This window comes from Sphingomonas sp. (assembly GCF_017744835.1).
In the GTDB taxonomy this organism is placed as follows: domain Bacteria; phylum Pseudomonadota; class Alphaproteobacteria; order Sphingomonadales; family Sphingomonadaceae; genus Sphingomonas.
Window position 1 is genome coordinate 798,052 of the sequence record NZ_JAGIAM010000001.1, and the last position, 21,756, is coordinate 819,807.

The following is a 21,756-nucleotide window of genomic DNA, read 5'->3' on the forward strand; positions in this document are numbered from 1 at the left end:
TTATTGGTCCGCTTGTCCGAGGCCCGCGGGGTTCTGCGTGGCAGGCTTGTTGGTCACCGCAGGCGCGGCGGTTGCATTGACGGTCGGCGCTCCGGCGTCCGACGCCGCATTGGCGGTGTCGTCGGCACTGTCGTTGGCCGAGGAAGTGGCCGGCTCGGCCGGAGTGCCCGGCATCTTGCCGCCCTTCGACGCGACCCAGCGCGCGAAGACCTCGGGGCTCACGGCCTCGACCGCGATCGGCATGAAGCCGTGGCGAGCACCGCAGAGCTCGGAGCACTGGCCGAAATAGAGGCCCGGCTTCTCGATCGTGAAGCTGGTCTCGTTGATCTTGCCGGGCACGGCGTCGAGCTTGATCCAGAAGGCGGGGATCGCCCAGCTGTGGATCACGTCCTGCGCCGTGGTCTGGAGGCGGATCGGAACGCCGACCGGGAGCACGACGCGCTGATCGACCGCGAGCAGGCGCGGACCGTCGGCATCGGTGCGGTAGCGCTGGCCGGCGGGGACTTCGCTCTGCTCCTTGAGCAGGTTCGAGGTCAGGTTCACGCCGTGATCGGGATATTCATAGGTCCAAAACCACTGGTTGCCGATCGCCTTGAGCGTGACGGCACCCTTGGGCGCGGGCTTGAACTGGGCGGCGAGCAGGCGGATCGAGGGGACTGCGATCGCGATCAGGATCAGCACCGGCACGAGCGTCCAGACGATCTCGATGAAGGTGTTGTGGCTGGTGCGCGACGGCTCCGGATTGGCCGAGCGGCGATAGCGGATGATCACCCAGATCAGCAGCAGGAGCACGAACAACGAGATGATCGTGATCAGCGGCAGCAGCACGGTGTTGTGGAACCAGTGCGCCTCGCGGCCGGTGGAGGTCACCTGGTCCTGGAGCGTGAACGCGCCCGGGATCGGCTCGCCCATGCCCGGCACCGCCTTGCTGAACGGCTTGCCCGATGCGTCGAGCGTCGGGTCGGCGATGGCCGGCGTGGCTGCGGCCGGCGTGGCAGCCGGGGCCGGAGCCGCGGCGGCAGGCGCGGCAGCGGCCGGAGCGGCTGCGGGCTCCGCCGCATTCTGGGCGTGGCCCGGCGCCGCCAGCGCCAGCCCCGCTGCCAGGACAATCGAAGTCAACCCAAGCATGCGCATCGTGTGTAATCACCCTGTTCGCGAAAGGCGCCGTAGGCGTGAGATAAGGAAGTACCCAATCGAGGGCCTATACGCAGCTCAAGGCCATTCTCAACCCATTTTTGAGCGCGGTTGCGGCGGATAGGCCCCGCGCCTAAGAGTGCGCCTCGCCTTATATCACAGGGAGTGCAGCGTTGACCGGCGACGAGATTCTGGACGAGTTCCGCGATGCGGGTGCGCTGCTGGAGGGCCATTTCATCCTGTCGTCGGGGCTGCGCTCGCCGGTGTTCCTCCAGAAGATGCGGATCTTCGAGGACCCCGCGCGCACCGGGCGCGTGTGCGGCGCGCTGGGCGCGCTGATCCGCGAGACGTTCGGCCCCGTCGACATGGTCGTCTCGCCCGCGATCGGCGGAATCATCCCGGGTTACGAGACGGCGCGCGCGCTCGGCTGCAAGGCCGTGTTCGTCGAGCGCGAGGACGGCGAGTTCCAGCTCCGCCGCGGCTTCGAAATCCCTGCCGGCGCACGCGTGGTGATGGTCGAGGACATCGTCACCACCGGGCTTTCGTCGCGCGAGTGCATCGCCGCAATCCGCCAGCACCCGGGCGAGCTGGTCGGCGCGGCGTGCATCGTCGACCGCTCGAACGGCAAGGCCGACGTCGGGGTGCCGCTGATCTCGCTGCTCAAGCTCGACGTGCCCGCCTATCCCGCCGACCAGCTCCCGCCCGAGCTGGCCGCGATTCCGGCAGTCAAGCCGGGCAGCCGGGCGATTGCGTGAGGTGACCGGCAAGCTGCGCCTGGGGGTCAACATCGACCATGTCGCGACCGTGCGGAATGCGCGTGGGTCCGGCTATCCCGATCCGGTGCGCGCCGCGCTGCTCGCGGCCGAGGCCGGCGCCGACGGCATCACCGCGCACCTGCGCGAGGACCGGCGCCACATCACCGACGACGACATCGCGCGCCTCTCGGCCGAGTTGCCCGTGCCGCTCAACCTCGAGATGGCGGCGACCGAGGAGATGCTGGCGATCGCGCTGCGCCACCGCCCGCACGCCGTGTGCATCGTCCCCGAGAAGCGCGAGGAGCGCACCACCGAGGGCGGGCTCGACGCGGCGGGTCAGCACAACCACCTCGCGCCGATGGTCGCGAAGCTCAGCGAGGCGGGCTGCCGCGTGTCGCTGTTCATCGAGCCCGACGAGCGCCAGATCGACGCCGCGCTGCGGCTGAAGGCGCCGGTGATCGAACTCCATACCGGCCGCTATTGCGAGCTCGAGGAAGCGGCGCGGGCCGAGGAATTGAAGCGCATCGCCGACGCCGCCGCGCTTGCGGCCAAGGCGGGGCTCGAGCCGCATGCCGGGCACGGGCTGACCTTCGACAATGTCGTGCCCATCGCCGCGATCCCGCAGATCATGGAACTCAACATCGGCCATTTCCTGATCGGCGAGGCGATCTTCGACGGCCTCGCGCCGGTGGTCCGCCGCATGCGCGCGCTGATGGACGAGGCGCGGTGAGCGCCGCGCGCACGGTTCTGCTCGCATTCAATTTTCCGGTAGCGCTATTCTGCGTGATTTTGACCTTTACCGGCTTGTTCGGTCTCGCCGCCCCGGAGCCGAATCCCTGGCGATGGTCCGCAATCGCAAGCCCCTTGCTGCTTGCGCTCTGGTTGAGCAGTGCGAAAGCGATCCGGGACAGCATGCCGATTCTCGCGCTGGTCCTAGTCGCGATCCCGCCGATCGCGTTGACTGCGCTGCTTGTATATGCGCTGGGCTTCGCGTCATGATCCTCGGCCTCGGCTCCGACCTATGCAACATCGAGCGGATCCAGAATTCGATCGACCGCTTCGGCGCCCGTTTCGAGGCGCGCGCCTTCACCGAGATCGAGATCGCCAAGGCCAGGCGCCGGCCGCACAATTACGCCGCGACGCTCGCCAAGCGCTTCGCCGCCAAGGAGGCTTTTTCCAAGGCGGTCGGAACCGGGTTCAAGCAGGGCGTGTTCCTGAAGGACATCGGTGTCGTCAACGCACCCTCGGGCGCGCCCACGCTGGCGCTGACCGGCGGCGCCAAGGCGCGGCTTGACGCCATCACTCCGGCCGGTCACGTCGCCAGGGTGCACCTGACGCTGACCGACGATCATCCCTGGGCCTTCGCCATGGTGATGATCGAGGCAGTGAGAATCGAAGCTGGGGCGGTCGGGAAGGAAGATTGATGGCGACCGCGGACGATCTGGCGTTGAGGCACGGGAATTTGGCGGACGAGCAGACGAGCGCGGAGCGTACCGACTGGTGGGCGGAGCTTCGCGGGATATTGTGGCTCGTGCTCGCGGTGCTCGGTTTCCACAGCTTCGTCGCCAAGCCCTTCTACATCCCGTCCGAATCGATGTTGCCGGGGCTGCTGGTCGGCGATCGGCTGGTCGTGACCAAATATCCCTATGGCTTTTCGTTCGTCACGCCGACCTTCCATGTCCTGCCCTTCATCCCGGGCCGGCTGTTCGGACGCATGCCGCGACGCGGCGACGTGGTGATCGTCACGCCGCCGGGATCGCGCACCGATTACATCAAGCGCGTGATCGCGCTGCCGGGCGATCGGATCGCGGTACGCGACGGCATCGTATATCTGAACGGCACCGCAGTGCCGCGGCGCGCCGCCGGCGAGCGGCTGATCCCGGTCGACGCCAATACCCGTTGCGACCCGATGCAATATCCCGGGCGGCTCTATCAGGCCCCCGACGGCCGTCGCTATTGCCGCCTGCCGATCTTCCGCGAGACGCTGCCCGATGGCCGCTCCTACGACACGATCGACATCGGATGGAGCCCCGGTGACGATTATCCGGAGATCCGCATCCCTGAAGGGCGGGTGTTCCTGATGGGCGACAATCGCGACAACAGCGCCGACAGCCGTTACCCGGTGGCCGGGAGCAACGGCCTGGGCGGGCCGGTGCCCTGGGAGAATCTGGGCGGCCGCGCCGAGTTCATCACCTTCTCGCTCGACGGCAGCGCGACCTGGAACCCGCTGACCTGGGCGCGCTCGTTCCGCCCGGGCCGCGCCGGCACCACGCTCCATCCGCGGCAGGACGCCCGATGAGCGCCGATTCGCCGGAGGCAGAAGGCATCAAGGTCGTCCGCCAGCCGGGCCCCAACGAACTCCGCGATCCGATGGTCCGCGCCGAGCTCAAGCGCGCGGCGGTGTGGTTCGGGCTCGCGATCTTCGTGGCGCTGGTCGTGCTGCTGATCCAGCCGCTGCTGATCATCTTCGGCGGGCTCGTCTTCGCGTCGATGCTGGACGGCGGCGTGCGCCTGCTCGGCCGCGTGCTGCCGATCCCGCGCGGGCTTCGGCTGCTGCTCGTGGTGGTGTTCGTCGTCACCTTCGTGGGCAGCGTCTTCTATCTCACCGGCATGCAGATCGCCCAGCAGGCCGAGCAGCTTCGCACCACGCTGGAAGTGCAGGGCAACCGGGTGGTGAACTGGATCTCGAGCCTGGGGCTGATGCCCGGCCGAGCCGACCTGACCGGAATGGCGCAGCAGGCGCTGGGATCGATCGGGCGGCTCACCTCGGCAGTGGGATCGGTGCTCGGCGCGGGCGCGAGCCTGTTGATGATCGTGTCGATCGGCCTGTTCGTGGCGATCGAGCCGCGGATCTACGAGCGCGGGCTGCAGTGGATGGTGCCGGTCGAGACGCGCGACCAGTTCTCGGTCACGATCGGCCGCATGGCGCGCACGCTGCGCGTGCTGCTCGCCGGCCGCCTGCTCGGCATGGCGTTCGAGGGCGTGCTCACCTGGATCCTGCTCTCGATCGTCGGCGTGCCGATGGCGCTGCTGCTCGGCATTATCACCGGCATCCTGGCCTTCGTGCCCAACATCGGCGCCTTCCTGAGCGGCGTGCTGATGGTGTCGGTCGGCTTCAGCGCCGGCGTGAACGAAGGCTTCTGGGCGATCATCGTCTATTTCGGCGTGCAGACCTTCGACGGCTATGTGCTGATCCCGCTCGTCGCCAAGCATACGGTGGACCTGCCGCCGGCGCTCACGCTCTCGGCGCAGATCCTGTCGAGCACGCTGTTCGGCGTGATGGGGCTCGCGCTCGCCGATCCGATGGTGGCGATGATCAAGGTCGCGCTCGAAAGCGAGGCCGAGCGCGCCGCGCGCGCCGGAGCTGGTACCGACAGGCATCGCCGCTTCGGCTGGCGATTCGGGCACAGCCATGCGCACGCGCCGCCCCCTGCCCCCACGCCAATGGAACCGCCGGCACCGACGCAGCTTTAATCCACCGAGGGGTCTCGATGCTGCTCCACGATTATTTCCGCTCGTCCGCCGGCTATCGGGTGCGGATCGCGCTCAACCTCAAGGGGCTGGCGTACGAGCGCCGGCAGGTGATGCTGCTCGAAAACCAGCAGCGCGCGCCCGAGCATCTGGCGCTCAACCCGCAGGGCCTCGTCCCCGCGCTCGAAGTCGAGGGCAAGGTGCTGACGCAGAGCCTGGCGATCATCGACTGGCTCGACGCGCGCTACCCCGAACCACGGCTGATCCCCGCCGATCCCGACACGCGCGCCGCCGCGCTAGCCCAGGCGATGGTGGTCGGCGCGGACATCCACCCACTCAACAATCTGCGCGTGATGCGCCGGCTCAAGGCGATGGGAATCGACGATGCCGCGCGCGACGAATGGACGCGCCACTGGATTTCGGAAGGCTTCACGGCGCTCGAGACGATGGCAGGCGACGGCCCCTTCCTCGGCGGTGCGGCGCCCAATATCGCCGACGTGTTCCTGGTGCCGCAGATGTTCAACGCGCGCCGCTTCGCCATGCCGCTCGACGCCTTCCCCAAGCTGGTCAGCGCCGATGCCGCCGCGCAGGCGCTGGAGCCATTCGCGGCGGCGCATCCGGACCGCGTGGCGCCCAAGTGAACCGTACCGCGCTTGCTGCGGGCCTGTTGCTCGCTGCCCCGACGACGGCGCTGGCACAGTCCCAGGAAGAAGTGATCGTCGTCACCGGCCGCGGGCTCGACGCGCCGCCGGGCGATGCCGCCTATGATGTGGTCACGATCGACCGCGCGCGGCTCGCAGAAACGGCCAGCGGCCGTCTGGAGGATTCGCTGCGCGACGCCGCGGGGCTCGCGCAGTTCCGCCGCTCCGACTCGCGCTCGGCGCATCCGACCTCGCAGGGAATCACGCTGCGCGGCCTCGGCGGCAATGCGTCGAGCCGCGCGCTGCTGCTGCTCGACGGCGTGCCCCAGGCCGATCCGTTCGGGGGCTGGGTGGCCTTCCCCGCCTATCTCCCCGACCGGCTCGCTGCGGCACGGATCACGCGGGGCGGCGGAAGCGGCTATGCCGGACCGGGGGCGCTCGCCGGAACGATCGAGCTGGAGAGCGGGACGCCCGAGGCGTTGGGCACGCTCGGGCTGCGCGCGGCCTATGGCAGCCGCGATTCGCTCGACGCCTCGGCGGTCGGCGGCGCGCGCCTCGGCAGCGGCGTTTTCACCTTCGCCGGCCAATATGCCCGCGGCGACGGCTTCGTGCCTGTCGCCGCCGAGGACCGCGGCGCCGCCGACCGCCCGGCGCCCTATGACCAGGCGAGCCTCGCGCTGCGCAGCGTAATCGAGCTGGGCGGCGGCACCGAGCTGCAGGCGAACCTTTCCGGTTTCCGCGACCGCCGCGACCGGGGCATCGACTTCACCTCGATCCGCAGCGACGGCGCCGATGCGAGCCTGCGTCTTGTCGGTCGCGGCGCATGGCGCTGGTCGGCGCTCGGCTATGTCCAGACGCGCGCCTTCGCCAGCGGCTTCGCGAGCGTCGACGATGCGCGCACCCGAGCGACGCCGACGCTCGACCAGTTCAACGTGCCGGCAACCGGCCTCGGCGCGCGCGTCGAAGTCCAGCCGCCGGTCGGCGGAGGCGTGACGCTGCGGCTGGGCGCCGACGCGCGCCACGTCGAGGGGCGCACGCAGGAGCGCTACGGCTTTTCGAACGGCACGCCCGCCAATCTGCGTCGCGCGGGCGGGCGCAACCTCACGCTCGGGGGCTTCGCCGATGCGAGCTACGAGACGGGCGGGTTGACGCTGAGCCTCGGCGGGCGGCTCGATCATTGGAGCATCGCGCAGGGCTTCCTCGACCAGCGCGCGATCAGCACCGGCGCGCCGCTCGCCGGCAGCCAGGCCTATCCCGACCGCCAAGGCTGGGAGGCGACGGGCCGCGCCGGCGCCGCGCTGCGCGCTGCCGAGGGCGTGACCTTGCGCGCTGCAGCCTATCGCGGCTGGCGGCTGCCGACGCTCAACGAACTCTACCGGCCCTTCCGCGTCGGCAACGACTCGACCGCCGCCAACGCCGGCCTTTCGCCGGAGCGGCTGACCGGCGCCGAGCTGGGGCTCGACCTCCAGCCCTCCCCCGCGCTCAGTGCGCGCGCGACGTTGTTCTGGAACCGGCTCGACGACGCGATCGCCAATGTGACGCTGAGCAGCACGCCGACCAGCGTCAGCCGCCAGCGCCAGAATATCGATCGGATCGCCGCCAAGGGCGCCGAGCTCGACCTCAGCTGGAAGCACGGGCCGCTGAGCCTCGCGGCTTCCTATGCCTATACTGACGCGCGCGTCCGCGCCGCGGACGCCGCCGCCGCGCTCGACACGCTCCGTCCCGCGCAGACCGCGCGCCACCAGGCATCGGCCACCGCCGCGTGGCGCCGCGGCGAGGCGGGACTCTCGCTCACGGGGCGCTACACCGGGCCGCAATTTGAGGACGACCAGAACAGCCGCAGCCTGGCCGAGGCCTTCACGCTCGACGCCGCCGCGGCGCTACCGCTGGCTCGCAGCCTGACGGTCGAGGCACGCGCGGAGAACCTCGCCGATGCGCGCGTCGAGGCGGGGATCAGCGGACCCGGCGTGGTCGAGCGCGCCAGCCCGCGCACGCTGTGGCTGGGAATGCGCTACCGGCTGCGCTGAGCCACGAGACCGTCGAACAGCGCGAGATAGTCGGCGATCGGATCGCCCGCTGACAGCACCGGCTCGGGCCGCGCGCGCCCCGGCGCCAGCCAATAGTCGAGCCCCGCGACCAGCCCGGCGGCATCGTCGCGCGCGACCACGCTGCCATGCTCCGGCGCGGCGACGATCTCGCGCACCGCGACGCTCGATTCGGTCGAGACCACCGGCGTTCCCACCGACAGCGCCTCGCGCAGGACACCGGGCACGCCCTCATAGTCCGAAGTGAGCAGCGCCACCGCAGCGCCTGCGATCGCCGGCAGCGGATCGCCGGCGTGGCCGGGCATCAGCACGCGCCCTTCGAGCCCGAGCGCGCGAACCTGCGCCTCCAGCGCAGCACGCTGGCTGCCTTCGCCGAGGATGAGCAGCTTGATCCCGCGATCGGCGAGCCGCGGCAGCGCGGCGATCGCGCGATCCCAGCGCTTCTGCGGCTCGAGCCGGCCGACGCCGATGATGTAGCGCCCCGCGGGCAGCGGCACCGCCGCGGCATCGGGGCGCGGTTCGGCCGGCGGATTGGCGATCACGTGCACGCGCTCGGCGGGCATCCCCGTCTCCGCCACTGCTTCGGCCGCCATCGCCGGAGTCATCGCCACCAGCGCGTCGACGAAGGCCGGGTGCATGCGCAGCCAGCGGCGATAGCCCCAGGCGGCGACCGGTCCCAGCTCGGCGCGGACCAACGCATTGGAGACCTTGGCGACCAGTGGCGGGCAATCGCGCCCCAGCCGCAGCCGCGTCCATGCGGCGATCCCGCTGTAATGGTTGCCCGGACAGAAGATCAGATCGGGTGCAAGCGCGCGAACATGGCCGGGCAGCGCCGTCAGCGCGCGATAGCCGGAGTCGTGCAGGTCGATTCGCTCGATCCCCTGCGGCAGCTCGGCGGCGAGCGGGCCCTCGGCCGAGCCCAGCACCAACGTCACGCGCCGGCCAGCGCGCAGCCAGCCGCCGGCCATGCGCAGCAGTGCGCGCTCGACACCCCCGCCACGCAGCGTCTGCGCATAGGTAAGGATGTGCTGTGCAGAGGAGGAAATGCTGTGTTGCAACATGAAACCTTGCGGATTGCCACGCTAAAGCCCAAATCGCCCCCGCAATAAACCGCATTCTGCTGTCATCGGCCCCTTGCCGCGCGTGCCGACGCCTTGGGGGAGGGGGGCAAGAGCGGAAACGTAAAGAATTGCGCCCAGTCGGCAGCGGAAAGAAGCAAGTGAACGAACCAGCTGTGGAGGCTTCGGTGAACGCAAGCGCTGTCGAAGCCCCCTTGCCCAGCGCCCCCGACCTCGCCGGGCTCGAGCCCGTCGAGAAGATCAAGCGGCGCTGGCCGACGCTGCTCGGCGGCGCGCTGACGCTGCTGATGATCGGTGCGCTGGCGCGCGAGCTGTTCGGCTCCGGGCTGGGCGCGCTGTCGCGCTCGGTGCCGACCAACCCGCTCTTCTATCTTGCCTTCGCACTCTATTATCTCGGTCCGCCGACCTTCGATTACGTCATCTTCCGGCGGCTGTGGCGCATCCCGCTCTCCGGCATGGCCGCGCTCCACAAGAAGCGCATCTCGAACGAAGTGCTGCTCGGCTATTCGGGCGAGGCCTATTTCTACGCCTGGGCGCGCCAGCGCACCCAGATGGTCGCGGCGCCCTTCGGCGCAGTGAAGGACGTGATGATCCTGTCGGCGATCGCCGGCAACGGAATCACCTTCCTCGGCATCACGCTCGCGCTGCCCTTCGGCATCAACCTGCTGACCGCGGTCCAGCAGAAGCTGGTACTCGGCTCGCTGGGGCTGATCATCGCCACGTCGCTGCCCTTCCTGATCTTCTCGCGCCGCGTGTTCTCGCTCCCGCGCCCGACGCTCTGGTGGATCTTCGGCATCCATTGCCTGCGCCTCCTTTCGGGTTCGTTCTTCATCGCGCTCGCCTGGCACGCCGCCATGCCGCAGGTCGCGCTGGTCGTCTGGCTGTTCCTCGCCGCCGCGCGGCTGCTCGCCTGGCGCCTGCCGCTCGTCCCCAACAAGGAGCTGGTCTTCGCCACCTTCGCGATCATGCTGATCGGCCAGGGCGAGTCGCTTTCGAACCTGATGGCGTTGATTGCCGCGCTCAGCCTGGTCGTCCATGTTGCGCTGATCGCCGCCTTCAGCATCCATTCGCTGCTCACGAGGAAGACGCAATGATCCGCACGCTCGCCGCTTCGGCCACGCTGGCCCTCGCCGCGGGAACGCTGGCGTTCGTCGCTGCCCCGCCCGCGGCGGCGGCTGACCCGACCGACGGCTCGTGCGCGCTCCCCGGCGGCCCGCGCATCCTCGTCCATGTCGAAGGGCTGAAGGACCGCACCGGCCGGCTCAAGGTCGAGCTCTATCCGGCGACCGAGGAGGATTTCCTCAAGGACGACCGCGATCTCCGCCGCGAAGGCAAGCCTTTCCGCCGCGTCTGGGCATCGATGCCAGCCTCGGGCCCGGTGACCGTCTGCATCCGTGCGCCGAGCGCCGGCCAATGGGCGCTGCTCTTCACGCACGACCGCGACGGCAAGAACAAGTTCAACTTCTGGCAGGACGGCGCCGGCTTCCCCAGCAACCAGCGGCTCGGCCGCAGCCGGCCCAAGCTGCACCAGGCGCTGCTCAACGTCTCGCCCGCGGGCGGGGGCATCACGGTGCGCGCCCAATATCTTCGCGGGCTCGGCGGCTTCGGCCCGATCGACTGAGGAAACGCCCATGCGCGTGGTCGACGTCAACGAATTCTACTCGCCGACCGGCGGGGGCGTGCGCACCTATCTCGACCGCAAGATGGGCATCATGGCCGACATGGGCCATGAGCTGATCGTCGTCGCGCCCGCGCTCGAGGATTCGGTCGAGGACCGGCCCGGCGGCGGACGCATCTACTGGATGAAGGCGCCGCCGCTGATCCTCGACCGGAACTACGGAATCTTCGTCAAGGACGAGCCGATCTGGGAGCTGCTAGATCGGCTGAAACCCGATGTCGTCGAGACCAGCTCGCCTTGGCGCCCGTGCTGGACGGTGGCGGCGTGGAAGGGCGACGCGCTCAAGGTCTTCTTCGCGCACGGCGACAATATCGGCGCCTATCCCCAGCGCTGGCTCGACAGCGTGGCGACCCCGATCCAGGTCGAGCGGGCGTTCGACTGGTACACGCGCTACATGAACCGCTTCCTCCAGCACTATGACGCGTTCGTCACCAACGGCCCGGCACTGGCGAAGCGATTCCGCCGCCGCGGCATGACGGTGCATGCATCGATGCCGCTGGGGATCGAGCGGCGCTGGTTCTCACCCGATCTGCGCGACGAGAAGCTGCGCGTCGCGCTGCTCGAGCAATGCGGCCTGCCGCCCGAGGCGCATCTGGTGCTCGGGCTGGGGCGCCACCACAAGGAGAAGCGCTGGCCGCTGGTGATCGACGCCGTCGAGGCCGCCGCGACCGACATTCCGGTGGGGCTGATCCTGATCGGCGACGGCCCCGAGCGGCGCCACCTCGAGGATCGCATCGCCGGCAGTCCGCACATCCGCATCTTCCGCCCGGTCTATGACCGCGTCCGGCTGTCGCGGATCATGGCGAGCTGCGACGCGCTGATCCACGGATCGGACGCCGAGCCGTTCGGGCTGGTCGCGTCCGAGGCACTCGCGTCGGGCCTGCCGCTGATCGGCCCCGACGAGGGTGGCTTCGCCGAGATCGCCGACCCGCTCTTCGCCGAGACCTATCGCGCCCGCGACGCGCTGTCGGCGGCCGAGGCGATCCGCCGCATGTTCGCGCGCGAGCCGGCGATCCTGCGCGCCGCCGCGCGCCATGCCGCGAGCCAGGTTCGCAGCGACGAGGACCACGCCGCCGAGCTGATGGCCTATTATTCGGACCTGCTCGCCAACCGCGGCCGCACCGCCGCCTGAAGCCCGGCGGTCGGGCCCGGCCCGAGCAGCAGCAACCGCAGCCGCCCGCCATCGACCATGACGCGCCGCGCCTTGCGCAGCGCCGCGATCCGCTCGATCGCTTGGTCGAGCTTCGCCTCGCCCCCGGACCATGCCGCCTCGCCGCCGATCAGCACTGCCTGGGGCAAGTCGCCCGCGCGCAGGCGATCGGCGGACATGAGATGGAAGCGCTGTTCCTCGGCCGGAGAGATCAGCGCGCGGCTGCGGAAATAGAAGGGGCCGGCGGCGAAGCGCTTGTCGGGGAGGCGTCCGGCGGCGGGCAGGAGCTGCGGCGCGATCGAGGCGACCGGACCCTGCACGCCTGCCGCGTCGAGCGCGCGGTCGATCGCCTGGCCTTCGTCGACGACGCGCACCATCGGATTGCCCTCGATCGCCGCGCGGCCGAAGGCGATCATCGTCGGCGCCAGCCCGGCGAGCGCGAACACGGCGAAGACCGTGCGCTGCCATTGCGGGAGCACCTGGCCGCGGCAGGCGCGCGCCAGCCGCACGAACAGCGGCGGCAGCATCGGCAGCAGATATTGGCGCCAGGTCGGCTCGGGAAGCACTGCCGAGAGCAGCCCCGCCGCGATCAGCAGGTCGAGCATCCAGTCGATCCGCTCGCGCTCGCCATGCTGGCGGAAGACGCGCGTCGCGACCAGCACCAGCGCCGGCAACGCCGCGCCGAGCGCGAGGAACTTGGCAAGGTCCAGCAGGCGAAAGGCAAGCGTGAGCTTATAGGCGCGCCCGCCGGTGGAATAATATTGCTGCGGCGCATCGGCCGGGAACGTGAAGGCACCGAACCAGAAGGCCTCGGGCGCGAGGCTCGCGAGCCACAGCACCAGCGCGCAGGGCACGGCCGCGCCGGCCGCGACCCAGAGCGGGCGGTGCTGGCGGTCGAGCAAGGTCCAGGCGCCATAGGCCGCGGCGGGAAGCGCATAGCTCGCCTTGGTCGCCGCCGCCGCGGCGAGCAGCAGCCCTGCGGCAAAGGCTGCGGCCGGGGTGCGTGGGCGCCCTTCTCCGGCGACGATCAGCCACAGCGCACCCGCGAGCATCGCCACCGGCAGCGCATCGTTGCGCGCGATGCCGGTGCCGAACAGCAGGATATCGGTCGTCGCGAACAGCCCGGCAGCGATCAGCGCGGCGCGCAGCGACACGCCGCCGGCGCGGGCGGCGCGGTAGACGAAGAACACCGCCAGCGCGCCGAGCATCGCATTGACCAGCCGCAGCCCGGGATAGGCATAGAGCCCCAGCGCCTTGGCCATCCAGCCGAACGCCAGAGGCTGGAGCGGCGTCTGGAGATAGGCATAGTCGCGATAGGGCAGCAGCCCCTGGCCGGTGAGCACCGCAGCGGCGACATATTGGCTCTCGTCATGGTCGATCGGCCGAGTCATCGCGAGCAGCGCGAGCAGCAGGAAGAGCGCGGCAAAGGCCGCGCCATGGCCGAGCGCAGCGGCGCGGGGCGGAGTCGTGGCTGTCATGGCGTAGGCAAGGTCAAGGCGATTGGCGGTCCCAGTCCAGTCGTCGCCGTTCCTATGCCCGATCCGGGGCGACTGTCACAGTAATTCCATGCAGCGGCGGCAGGAAGCGCGCACCAGATCATAAAAGGGGCCCCCAATGACGCTTACGACCGACCGCCGCTCGCTGCTGCTCACCGGCACGCTGGGGCTGGGCGCGCTCGCGATTCCCGGCTTCGCGCTCGCGCAGGGCCTGGCGCGCGGCTTCACCCATTCGGTCGCGAGCGGCGAGCCCCAGCAGCAATCGATGCTGCTCTGGACGCGCTACGTGCCCGCCGACGGCGGCGCGGCACGGCTGCGCGTCGAGCTTTCGGAGACGCAGGACTTCGCCCGCGTGGTGACCGGCGGCGAGACGATCACCGGCCCGTGGCGCGACCATACCGCCAAGATCACCGTCACCGGCCTCGAGCCCGGCACGCGCTACTTCTATCGATTCGTCGGCCCGGACGGCACCTTCTCCCCGGTGGGTCGCACCCGGACGCTGCCGCGGGACGACGCGCGCCGCGTCGGCATCGCGATCTTCTCCTGCTCCAACCTGCCCTTCGGCTATTTCAACGCCTATGCCCATGCGGCGCAGCGCGACGACATCGACCTGTGGATCCACCTCGGCGACTATCTCTACGAATATAAGAAGGGCGGCTATGCCCCGGCGGCCGGCGCGGTCGGCGGCCGCTGGCCCGAGCCCGAAGGCGAGATGATCCAGCTCGCCGACTATCGCCTGCGCTACGCCAGCTATCGCAGCGACCCCGACCTCCAGGCGCTCCATGCGGCCAAGCCGATGCTCATCCAGTGGGACGATCATGAATCGGCCAACAACAGCTGGGAAGGCGGCGCCGAGAACCACCAGCCGGACGAAGGCGACTGGAATGCGCGGCGCGCTGCGGCGATCCAGGTGTTCCGCGAATGGATGCCCGTCTCCGACGATCCCTGGGCGAGCTATGAGCTGGGCACGCTCGCCACTTTCTTCCGCACCGAGAGCCGGCTGCTGGGCCGCACCCAGGCGCCCGACATCGCCCCGCTGTTCCAGCAAGCCGACCCGGCCGCCGCGCTCAAGGCCTTCCGCGACGGGCCGTGGCAGGATCCGGCGGCGACGATGCTGGGCAGCGCGCAGGAGGCCTGGCTGGCGCAGGGGCTCGCGCGCTCGGTGCGCGCCGGGCAGCGCTGGCAGCTGGTCGGCTTCGGCACGATCATGGGCGAGATGCGCACCCCCGCCGACGCGCTCGGCTGGCTGGCGCCCGACGCTTCGGCCAAGACCCGCGCCTATGTCGCCGCGGCAGTGGCGGCGGCCAAGGCGGGGCTCCCCAACGAAATGGACAATTGGGGCGGCTATCCGGCGGCGCGCGCGCGTTTCCTCAAATCGGCACAGGCAGCGGGCGCCAATCTGCTCGTGATCGCCGGCGACAGCCACAATGCCTGGGCATTCGACCTGGCGCAGGATGGCAAGCCGGCGGGCGTCGAATTCGCCGGGCACAGCGTGACTTCGCCCGGCTATGAGAATTCGCTCGCGATCGATCCCAAACGTGTCGCCGCGGCGATGGTCGGCGCCAGCCGCGAGCTCAAATGGTGCGACACCAGCCGCCGCGGCTATATGGCGCTGACCCTCACGCCCGACCGCGCGACCAACGACTGGGTGTTCCTCGACACGATCGTCGAACGCTCAACTCGCGCCACCGTCGGACACAGCGCAACGGTTGCGCGCGGACGGAACCTGATGGCCTGAGCGTCGCTAGGCGGCGGCTTCCAGCCCCAGCAGATAGGCCTTGGCCTCGAGCCCGCCCGCGAAGCCGGTGAGCTTGCCGGTCGATCCCACCACCCGGTGGCACGGCGCGATGATCGAGATCGGGTTGCGCCCGTTCGCCGCGCCCACCGCACGCGAAGCACCGGGGCGCCCGAGCTTCGTGGCGATCGCGCCGTAGGAGCGCGTCTCACCGAAGGGGATCGCGAGCAGCTCGGCCCAGACGCGCTTCTGGAAATCGGTGCCGCGGAAATCGAGCGGCACGTCGAACCGCGTACGCTTGCCCGCGAAATATTCCGCCAGCTGCGCCGCGGCGCTGGCGAGGACCGGATGCGCCGCATTCTCGGTCGCGGCGCCGAGCCGAACGCGCGCGGGATCGTCGTTCTCCCACAGGATCGCGACAAGCCCGGCGTCGCTCGCCACCAGCTTGAGTTCACCGACGGGGGAAGCGACGGTCGTGGTCGAAAGCGTCATGGTCCGCTCCTCTTCAAGGTGTCCATGACGCTATGGCCCGCCACGTCCGCGGCCGCTTCCCGGTGCTTCCGTTCAAAGCGCGATCAGTCGAGCGACTTGCTGGCCTGCTCGAACATGTCCTTGCTCAGCCCCGGCGTCGCGACGATGCGCTCGAGCTCGGCGCGCATCCTGGCGGCGCGGCCTTCGTCGAAGCGCTTCCAGCGGCCGAGCGGCGGGATCAGCTTCGCCGCGGTCTGCGGGTTGAGCTTGTCGAGTGCGATCAGCTGGTCCGCGACGAAGCGATAGCCACGCCCCTCGCCCGAGTGGAACGCGCGCTGGTTGACGCTGAACGCGCCGATCAGCGCACGCGCCCGATTCGGGTTGGCGAGCGTGAAGTCGGGATGCGCCGCCAGCCGCTCGACGCTCTCGGCGGTGTCGTCGCGCGTCGACAGCGCCTGGGTCTGGAACCATTTGTCGAGCACCAGCGCGTTGCCGGCATAGCGATCGTAGAAGCCCTTCAGCGCGCGCTCGCGCAGCGTCGAGGCGCCATTGGCGAGCGTGGTGAGCGCGCCCTGGCGGTCGGTCATGTTGTCGGCGCCTTCGAACTGGCCGAACGCCAGCTCGGCCGCATCCGCCGCGCCGGTCGCCGCGATATAGCCGAGCGCGACGTTCTTGAGCCGCCGCGCGCCCTTGGCCGCGGGCGAATATTCGAAGCGGTTGGCCCGCGCCGTCTCATAGGCAGCACGCCACTCGCGCTCGAGCGCGGTGCCGAGCTCGGCCCTGAGCGCCTCGCGGGCGCGGAAGATCGCCTCGGGATCGACCACCGCCATCTGGTCGCCGATGAAGCTGTCCGAAGGCAGCAGCACTGCCTCGGCGACGAAGGCGCGGTCGAGGCTGGTGTCGCTCAGCGTATTGCGCACCGCCTCGATCACCGGGCCATGGTCGGCGCTGCCGTTGCGTACCGCACCGACGAGCGTGTCGAGCATCAGCTGCTGCATCGCCTCGTAGCGCGCGAACGGATCGTCGTCGTGCGCCGAGAGGAAGGCGAGGTCGGCCGGCGTGCGGTTGGTCTCGACGATCACCGGGGCGGAGAAGCCGCGGTTGATCGAGAGCACCGGCTGCTCGGTGAGGTTCTCGAAGACGATCTCGGTCGACGGATCCTTGAGCAGCACCAGCTGCTCGTCACACATCGAACGGCCGGTGAAATTGCCGAACAGCTTGACCCGCAGCGGCAGCACCATCGGCGCCTTGTCGGGCTGGCCCGGCGTCGGCGGCACCGCCTGCTCGAGCTTGAGCCGCGCCTTGCCGCCGTCACGCGTGAGCGTGGCCGAGACGCGCGGCGTGCCCGCCTGGCCGTACCAGCGGCGGAACTGGCTGAGGTCCACTCCGCCCGCTTCCTCCATGCAGCGCACGAAATCCTCGCAGGTGGCGGCCGTGCCGTCGAAGCGCGCGAAATAGAGATCGGTCGCGGCGCGGAACTTCTCCGGGCCCAGGATGGTGTGCATCATCCGGATCAGCTCGGCGCCCTTGTTGTAGATGGTCGCCGTGTAGAAGTTGCTGATCTCGATATATTCGTCGGGGCGCACCGGGTGGGCGAGCGGGCCGGCGTCCTCGGGGAACTGACTGGCGCGAAGCCCGCGCACGTCCTCGATCCGCTTGACCGCGGCCGAGCCCTGATCGGCCGAGAAGCTCTGGTCGCGAAAGACCGTGAAGCCTTCCTTGAGGCTCAGCTGGAACCAGTCGCGGCAGGTGACGCGGTTGCCCGACCAGTTGTGGAAATATTCGTGCGCGACCACCGCGGCGATCGCGTCATAGTCGTAATCGGTCGCGGTATCCGGGTCGGCGAGGATGTAGCGGCTGTTGAAGATGTTCAGCCCCTTGTTCTCCATCGCGCCGAAATTGAAATCGTCGACCGCGACGATGTTGAAGACGTCGAGGTCATATTCGCGGCCATAGACCTTCTCGTCCCACGCCATCGCCAGCTTGAGCGCGTGGAGCGCATGGTCGGTCTTGGGCAGGTCGGGCGAACGCACCCAGATGCCGAGCTGCACTTCGCGGCCCGACTGGGTGGTGAAGGTCCCGCGGTTGGCGACCAGGTCGCCGGCGACCAGCGCGAAGAGGTAGCTCGGCTTGGGGAAAGGATCGTGCCATTCGGCCCAGTGCTTGCCGCCCTCGAGCTCGCCCTGCGCGACGGGATCGCCATTGGCGAGCAGCACCGGGAAGCGCGCCTTGTCGGCGGTCATCCGCACGCGATAGGTGCTGAGCACGTCGGGCCGGTCGGGGAAGAAGGTGATGCGGCGGAAGCCCTCGGCCTCGCACTGGGTGCACAGGATGCCGCCCGAGGCATAGAGGCCCATCAGCTGGGTGTTGCGCTCGGGCGCGATCACCACTTCGGTCTCGACCAGATGGGCGTCGCCACCCAGCGGGATCACCAGATCGGATCCGTCCATCGACCAGCCGGCCGCATCCTGGCCGTCGACGCGCACCGCCACCGCGGTCAGCCCGTCGCCCAGCAGCCGCAGCGGCGCCTGGTTCTCTCCGTTCCGCTCGACCTTGAGCGTGGCGCGCACGCGCGTCGCGGCGGGATCGAGGTGGAAGTCGAGCGCGATCTCGGGAACGCGCCAGTCGGGAGCGCGATAGTCCTCGCGGCGCGTGACGTGGGGAAGCTGGTTTGCGATCTGAGCGTCTGCCATCATGACAGCGATATAGGACAGCGGCCGCGCCTCGCCATCAGTTTCTCGCGTGGGATTACGGCATTGCCTGCCAGTCGCAAAATGCTACCGATGCGGCATTTCCCCGGATTCAGAGGGTTTCTCTTGATGTTTCGATCGACTGCGCCGTTCGTCCTGGCCCTGCTCTCCACCACAGCCGCGATCGCCCAGGAAGCGCCTGCGCCGGCCCCCGCTCCCGCCCTCAGCGCCGCCCAGGCCAATGCCGCGATCAACGCCGAGCTTCCCGCCGACCAGGCGGCGTTCAAGAGCCATGTGATGTTCCTCGCCTCGGACCAGATGCGCGGGCGCGACGCGGGCAGCCCCGAGTATGACATCGCCGCGCAATATGTCGCGTCGCAGTTCTACGAGGCCGGGCTGCGCCCCGCCGGCGACGAAGGCTCGTATCTGCAGAAGGTGCCGCTGCTCAGCTACAAGCCCGCGGACAAGGGCAGCTTCGCGCTCAGTCGCAAGGGGGGCGCGCCCGAGGCGCTGGTCTTCGGCCAGGATTTCGTCCCCGCCGCCAACCCGGCCAAGACCGACTACAGCGTCAGCGCGCCGGTGGTCTTCGTCGGCTATGGCATCGTCGGGCTGGGCCGCGACGACTACAAGGGCGCCGATGTGAAGGGCAAGATCGTCGCCTTCTTCGGCGGCGCGCCGAGCGCCTTCCCCAGCGAGGAGCGCGCGCACTTCTCGAGCCCGGCGACCAAGGCCGAGATCGCGATGAAGAAGGGCGCGGTCGGCTATATCACGCTCGAATCGCCCCGCGCCGGCCGCGGCAGCTATCCCTTCGCGATGATCGCGGGCAGCTATGACCGCCCGCGCGTCACCTGGGCGCATGCCGATGGCACCGGCTATATCCCGACGCCCACCGCTCCCGGGCTCGGCATGCTGAGCCAGGCCGGCGCCGCCAAGCTGTTCGCCGGCGCCAAGACCCCCTGGGCCGACGTCGCCAAGCTCGCGCAGGACGATGCGGCGGTGTTCAAGCCCGTCCAGCTTCCGGCGACGCTCAGCGTCGCGCTCAAGACCGAGACCACGCCGATCACCAGCTACAACGTCGCCGGCATCCTGCCGGGCAGCGATCCCAGGGCCGGCCAGGAAGTCGTGGTCCTCTCGGCGCACCTAGACCACGTCGGCGTCGGCAAGCCCGATGCGAAGGGCGACACCATCTACAACGGCGCGATGGACAATGCCGTGGGCATCGCCTCGCTGATCGAGGAAGCGCGCCGCTTCAAGGCGTCCGGCAAGGCGCCGCGCCGCTCGATACTGTTCCTCGCGGTCACCGCCGAGGAGAAGGGCCTCGTCGGCTCGGACTATTTCGCGCACAACCCCACGGTGCCCAAGGGCAACATGGTCGCCGACGTGAACCTCGACATGCCGATCATCACCTACAAGTTCGAAGACGTGACGCCGTTCGGCGCGGCGCACTCGACGCTGGGCGAGATGGTGCAGAAGGCCGCGGCCGAGATCGGCGTCGGCGTGGGGGCTGATCCGCGCCCCGACGAAGCCTTCTTCGTCCGTTCGGACCATTATCGCTTCGTCCAGCAGGGCATCCCCTCGGTCTTCCTGTGGCCGGGCGAGAAGGGTCCGGGCAAGGCGGCGACCGACGCCTTCCTCTCGGGCAATTACCACAAGCCCTCGGACCAGGTGGTCCAGACGCCACCGATCGACTGGGAATCGGGCGTGCGCTTCGTCGACGTGAACTATCGCATCGCGCGCCAGATCGCCGACGCCGACCAGAAGCCGATGTGGAAGAAGGGCGACTTCTTCGGCACCACCTTCGGCGGACCGATGGAAAAGTGATGCGCCACCTCCTCCTCCTCGCGCTCCCGCTCCTCGCCGCGGCCCCCGCCGCCGCCCAGGAGCTCGCCCCCGACGCCGCCGCGCTCAAGGCGCATGTCCAGTTCCTCGCGTCCGACGCGATGAAGGGCCGCGACACCGGCTCGCCCGAGCTGGCGGTGGCAGAACAATATGTCGCCGCGCAGATGCTCGCCGCGGGCCTCAAGCCCGCGGGTGCGAACGGCGGCTGGCTCCAGCCGGTGCCGCTCGTCGCCTACAAGGCCGCCGATCACGGCAGCCTAGTGCTCACCCGCGGCGCCACCCGCCTCCCGCTCGAATGGGGCAAGGACTATCTCGCCCGCGCGACTCCGGCGGCGCCCAAGGTCGCGGTCTCGGGCCCGGTCGTCTTCGCCGGCTATGGCAGCGAGGCCGAGTACAAGGGTCTCGACGTCCGCGGCGCGATCGTCGCGGTGCTGCGCGATTCGCCGCATTCGCTCCCCAGCGACGTGCGTGCGCATCTCGGCCAGCCCGAGGAGCAGGCGCGCACCGCCGCCGCGCATGGCGCGGCCGGCGTGCTGCTGCTCGAAGGCAATGCCCGTCACGCGATCTTCCCCTTCGCCGAGAGCGTCGCCTATGCCGAGGACGAGGCGATGACCTGGCAGGGCGCGCCCGGCACCGGCGCTGCGCCGCCCTTCGCTTACCTGGGCTTTGACGGCGCGGCGAAGCTGTTCGCCGGCTCGAAGATCGGATGGGACGCGGTGCTCGCCGCGGACAAGGCGAGCAAGCCGCTGCCGCGTGGTGCCCTCGGCGTCACCGCGACGGGCGCCACGACCACTGCGGTGCGCACGCTCACTGCGAACAATGTCGCGGGCGTGCTCGAAGGTACCGACAAGAAGGACGAATATGTCGTCCTCTCGGCGCACCTCGACCATGTCGGCGTCGGCAAGGCCGATGCGACCGGCGACACGATCTACAACGGCGCGATGGACAATGCCGTCGGCACCGCGGCGATGCTCGAGGTCGCGCGCCGCTTCCAGGCGTCGGGCAAGCGCCCGCACCGCTCGATGCTGTTCGTCGCCGTGACGGCAGAGGAGCAGGGGCTGGTCGGCTCCGAATATTTCGCGGCCAATCCCACCGTGCCCAAGGGGTCGATCGTCGCCGACGTCAACCTCGACATGCCGATCCTGACCTACGACTTCGTCGATCTCGTCGCCTATGGCGCGGACCGCAGCTCGGTGGGCAAGCTCGTCGAGCAGGCCGCGGCGGCCGAAGGGGTCAAGCTGGTCCCCGATCCCGATCCCGAGCAGGCCTATTTCGTCCGCTCGGATCACTACAGCTTCGTCAAGGCGGGCATCCCCGCCGTGTCGCTCGACCTCGGCCCGGGCGGCCCCGGCGCCGCGGCCTCGAAGGAGTTCGTCGAGAAGCATTACCACCAGCCTTCGGACGAAGTCGGGCTGATCGACTGGAAGCAGGGGCTGCGCTTCGTCAGCCTCAACTATGCGATCGCCCGCGCCATCGCCGACGCCGACCAGCGCCCGGTGTGGAACAAGGGCGACTTCTTCGGCACGCTCTACAAGGGACCGATGGCCAAGTGAGGCTCTCCGCTCTTCTCCC

The 21,756-nt window shown here is 69.6% G+C and carries 19 protein-coding genes; 14 read left to right on the plus strand and 5 right to left on the minus strand.

Annotated features, from left to right (window positions below; all coding sequences use genetic code 11):
* A complete protein-coding gene (coxB, locus tag J7500_RS03720) occupies positions 1–1,128 on the minus strand; it encodes a cytochrome c oxidase subunit II (protein ID WP_294060677.1) in 1,128 nt (375 codons plus the stop codon).
* Positions 1,129–1,307: 179 nt separating this feature from the next.
* Between coxB and pyrE the strand changes: the two genes are divergently transcribed.
* The 8 genes from pyrE to J7500_RS03760 are packed head-to-tail and all read left to right on the plus strand — an operon-like array spanning position 1,308 to position 8,028.
* Positions 1,308–1,889, plus strand: a complete 582-nt coding sequence (pyrE, locus tag J7500_RS03725; protein WP_294060094.1) for an orotate phosphoribosyltransferase — start codon at positions 1,308–1,310, stop codon at positions 1,887–1,889.
* A gap of 1 nt (position 1,890) precedes the next feature.
* Entirely contained in the window at positions 1,891–2,619 is a 729-nt protein-coding gene (locus J7500_RS03730; RefSeq protein ID WP_294060096.1) for a pyridoxine 5'-phosphate synthase, read from the plus strand.
* Positions 2,616–2,888: a hypothetical protein gene (locus tag J7500_RS03735; RefSeq protein ID WP_294060098.1), complete on the plus strand. Its 273-nt coding sequence runs from the start codon at positions 2,616–2,618 to the stop codon at positions 2,886–2,888. Before J7500_RS03730 ends, J7500_RS03735 begins: the two co-directional genes overlap by 4 nt.
* A complete protein-coding gene (gene acpS, locus J7500_RS03740; RefSeq protein WP_294060100.1) occupies positions 2,885–3,313 on the plus strand; it encodes a holo-ACP synthase in 429 nt (142 codons plus the stop codon). The genes J7500_RS03735 and acpS overlap by 4 nt, the downstream gene beginning before the upstream one ends.
* Positions 3,313–4,188 carry a signal peptidase I gene (gene lepB / locus J7500_RS03745; protein WP_294060101.1) on the plus strand — a complete coding sequence of 292 codons (876 nt, stop codon included), beginning with the start codon at positions 3,313–3,315 and terminating at the stop codon, positions 4,186–4,188. Before acpS ends, lepB begins: the two co-directional genes overlap by 1 nt.
* Positions 4,185–5,363 carry an AI-2E family transporter gene (locus tag J7500_RS03750; RefSeq protein WP_294060102.1) on the plus strand — a complete coding sequence of 393 codons (1,179 nt, stop codon included), beginning with the start codon at positions 4,185–4,187 and terminating at the stop codon, positions 5,361–5,363. Before lepB ends, J7500_RS03750 begins: the two co-directional genes overlap by 4 nt.
* 17 nt (positions 5,364–5,380) lie before the next feature.
* Positions 5,381–6,001: a maleylacetoacetate isomerase gene (gene maiA, locus J7500_RS03755; RefSeq protein WP_294060104.1), complete on the plus strand. Its 621-nt coding sequence runs from the start codon at positions 5,381–5,383 to the stop codon at positions 5,999–6,001.
* Positions 5,998–8,028 carry a TonB-dependent siderophore receptor gene (locus tag J7500_RS03760; RefSeq protein ID WP_294060105.1) on the plus strand — a complete coding sequence of 677 codons (2,031 nt, stop codon included), beginning with the start codon at positions 5,998–6,000 and terminating at the stop codon, positions 8,026–8,028. The genes maiA and J7500_RS03760 overlap by 4 nt, the downstream gene beginning before the upstream one ends.
* On the opposite strand, the gene J7500_RS03765 is transcribed toward J7500_RS03760, so the two are convergent.
* Positions 8,013–9,107 (minus strand): glycosyltransferase, encoded by a 1,095-nt coding sequence (locus tag J7500_RS03765; RefSeq protein ID WP_294060106.1) that lies wholly within the window; start codon positions 9,105–9,107, stop codon positions 8,013–8,015. The genes J7500_RS03760 and J7500_RS03765 overlap by 16 nt on opposite strands.
* Positions 9,108–9,292: 185 nt before the next feature.
* Between J7500_RS03765 and J7500_RS03770 the strand changes: the two genes are divergently transcribed.
* From J7500_RS03770 to J7500_RS03780, 3 genes are read left to right on the plus strand one after another with little or no spacing between them, the layout of a single operon-like run.
* A complete protein-coding gene (locus tag J7500_RS03770; RefSeq protein ID WP_294060107.1) occupies positions 9,293–10,219 on the plus strand; it encodes a hypothetical protein in 927 nt (308 codons plus the stop codon).
* On the plus strand, positions 10,216–10,746 hold the full coding sequence (locus tag J7500_RS03775; protein WP_294060108.1) for a DUF2141 domain-containing protein: 531 nt from the start codon (positions 10,216–10,218) through the stop codon (positions 10,744–10,746). The genes J7500_RS03770 and J7500_RS03775 overlap by 4 nt, the downstream gene beginning before the upstream one ends.
* Before the next feature lie 10 nt (positions 10,747–10,756).
* Positions 10,757–11,935 (plus strand): glycosyltransferase, encoded by a 1,179-nt coding sequence (locus J7500_RS03780; RefSeq protein WP_294060109.1) that lies wholly within the window; start codon positions 10,757–10,759, stop codon positions 11,933–11,935.
* On the opposite strand, the gene J7500_RS03785 is transcribed toward J7500_RS03780, so the two are convergent.
* Positions 11,893–13,431 (minus strand): phospholipid carrier-dependent glycosyltransferase, encoded by a 1,539-nt coding sequence (locus tag J7500_RS03785; protein WP_294060110.1) that lies wholly within the window; start codon positions 13,429–13,431, stop codon positions 11,893–11,895. The genes J7500_RS03780 and J7500_RS03785 overlap by 43 nt on opposite strands.
* A 136-nt stretch (positions 13,432–13,567) precedes the next feature.
* Here J7500_RS03785 and J7500_RS03790 point away from each other — a divergent pair, with 136 nt between their 5' ends.
* On the plus strand, positions 13,568–15,187 hold the full coding sequence (locus J7500_RS03790; protein ID WP_294060111.1) for an alkaline phosphatase D family protein: 1,620 nt from the start codon (positions 13,568–13,570) through the stop codon (positions 15,185–15,187).
* Between the two features lie 6 nt (positions 15,188–15,193).
* Here the strand turns inward: J7500_RS03790 and J7500_RS03795 are convergent, their stop codons facing one another.
* Both J7500_RS03795 and pepN read right to left on the minus strand, forming a co-directional pair.
* Positions 15,194–15,676, minus strand: a complete 483-nt coding sequence (locus J7500_RS03795; protein WP_294060112.1) for a methylated-DNA--[protein]-cysteine S-methyltransferase — start codon at positions 15,674–15,676, stop codon at positions 15,194–15,196.
* A gap of 83 nt (positions 15,677–15,759) precedes the next feature.
* Positions 15,760–18,348 carry an aminopeptidase N gene (gene pepN, locus J7500_RS03800; protein WP_294060678.1) on the minus strand — a complete coding sequence of 863 codons (2,589 nt, stop codon included), beginning with the start codon at positions 18,346–18,348 and terminating at the stop codon, positions 15,760–15,762.
* A 126-nt stretch (positions 18,349–18,474) separates the two neighbouring features.
* On the opposite strand from pepN, the gene J7500_RS03805 reads away from it, so the two are divergent.
* Both J7500_RS03805 and J7500_RS03810 read left to right on the plus strand, forming a co-directional pair.
* A complete protein-coding gene (locus tag J7500_RS03805) occupies positions 18,475–20,166 on the plus strand; it encodes a M28 family metallopeptidase (protein WP_294060113.1) in 1,692 nt (563 codons plus the stop codon).
* Positions 20,166–21,737 (plus strand): M20/M25/M40 family metallo-hydrolase, encoded by a 1,572-nt coding sequence (locus J7500_RS03810; protein ID WP_294060114.1) that lies wholly within the window; start codon positions 20,166–20,168, stop codon positions 21,735–21,737. Before J7500_RS03805 ends, J7500_RS03810 begins: the two co-directional genes overlap by 1 nt.
* Positions 21,738–21,756 lie beyond the last annotated feature (19 nt).

Excerpts from the sequence above, each read along its gene's own strand:
- acpS (WP_294060100.1), top strand. The coding sequence starts at position 2,885 with ATGATCCTCGGCCTCGGCTCCGACCTATGCAACATCGAGCGGATCCAG.
- lepB (WP_294060101.1), top strand. The coding sequence starts at position 3,313 with ATGGCGACCGCGGACGATCTGGCGTTGAGGCACGGGAATTTGGCGGAC.
- J7500_RS03785 (WP_294060110.1), bottom strand. The coding sequence starts at position 13,431 with ATGACAGCCACGACTCCGCCCCGCGCCGCTGCGCTCGGCCATGGCGCG.
- J7500_RS03775 (WP_294060108.1), top strand. The coding sequence starts at position 10,216 with ATGATCCGCACGCTCGCCGCTTCGGCCACGCTGGCCCTCGCCGCGGGA.
- J7500_RS03750 (WP_294060102.1), top strand. The coding sequence starts at position 4,185 with ATGAGCGCCGATTCGCCGGAGGCAGAAGGCATCAAGGTCGTCCGCCAG.
- pepN (WP_294060678.1), bottom strand. The coding sequence starts at position 18,348 with ATGGCAGACGCTCAGATCGCAAACCAGCTTCCCCACGTCACGCGCCGC.
- coxB (WP_294060677.1), bottom strand. The coding sequence starts at position 1,128 with ATGCTTGGGTTGACTTCGATTGTCCTGGCAGCGGGGCTGGCGCTGGCG.
- J7500_RS03795 (WP_294060112.1), bottom strand. The coding sequence starts at position 15,676 with ATGACGCTTTCGACCACGACCGTCGCTTCCCCCGTCGGTGAACTCAAG.
- J7500_RS03805 (WP_294060113.1), top strand. The coding sequence starts at position 18,475 with ATGTTTCGATCGACTGCGCCGTTCGTCCTGGCCCTGCTCTCCACCACA.
- J7500_RS03810 (WP_294060114.1), top strand. The coding sequence starts at position 20,166 with ATGCGCCACCTCCTCCTCCTCGCGCTCCCGCTCCTCGCCGCGGCCCCC.
- maiA (WP_294060104.1), top strand. The coding sequence starts at position 5,381 with ATGCTGCTCCACGATTATTTCCGCTCGTCCGCCGGCTATCGGGTGCGG.
- J7500_RS03790 (WP_294060111.1), top strand. The coding sequence starts at position 13,568 with ATGACGCTTACGACCGACCGCCGCTCGCTGCTGCTCACCGGCACGCTG.
- J7500_RS03765 (WP_294060106.1), bottom strand. The coding sequence starts at position 9,107 with ATGTTGCAACACAGCATTTCCTCCTCTGCACAGCACATCCTTACCTAT.
- J7500_RS03780 (WP_294060109.1), top strand. The coding sequence starts at position 10,757 with ATGCGCGTGGTCGACGTCAACGAATTCTACTCGCCGACCGGCGGGGGC.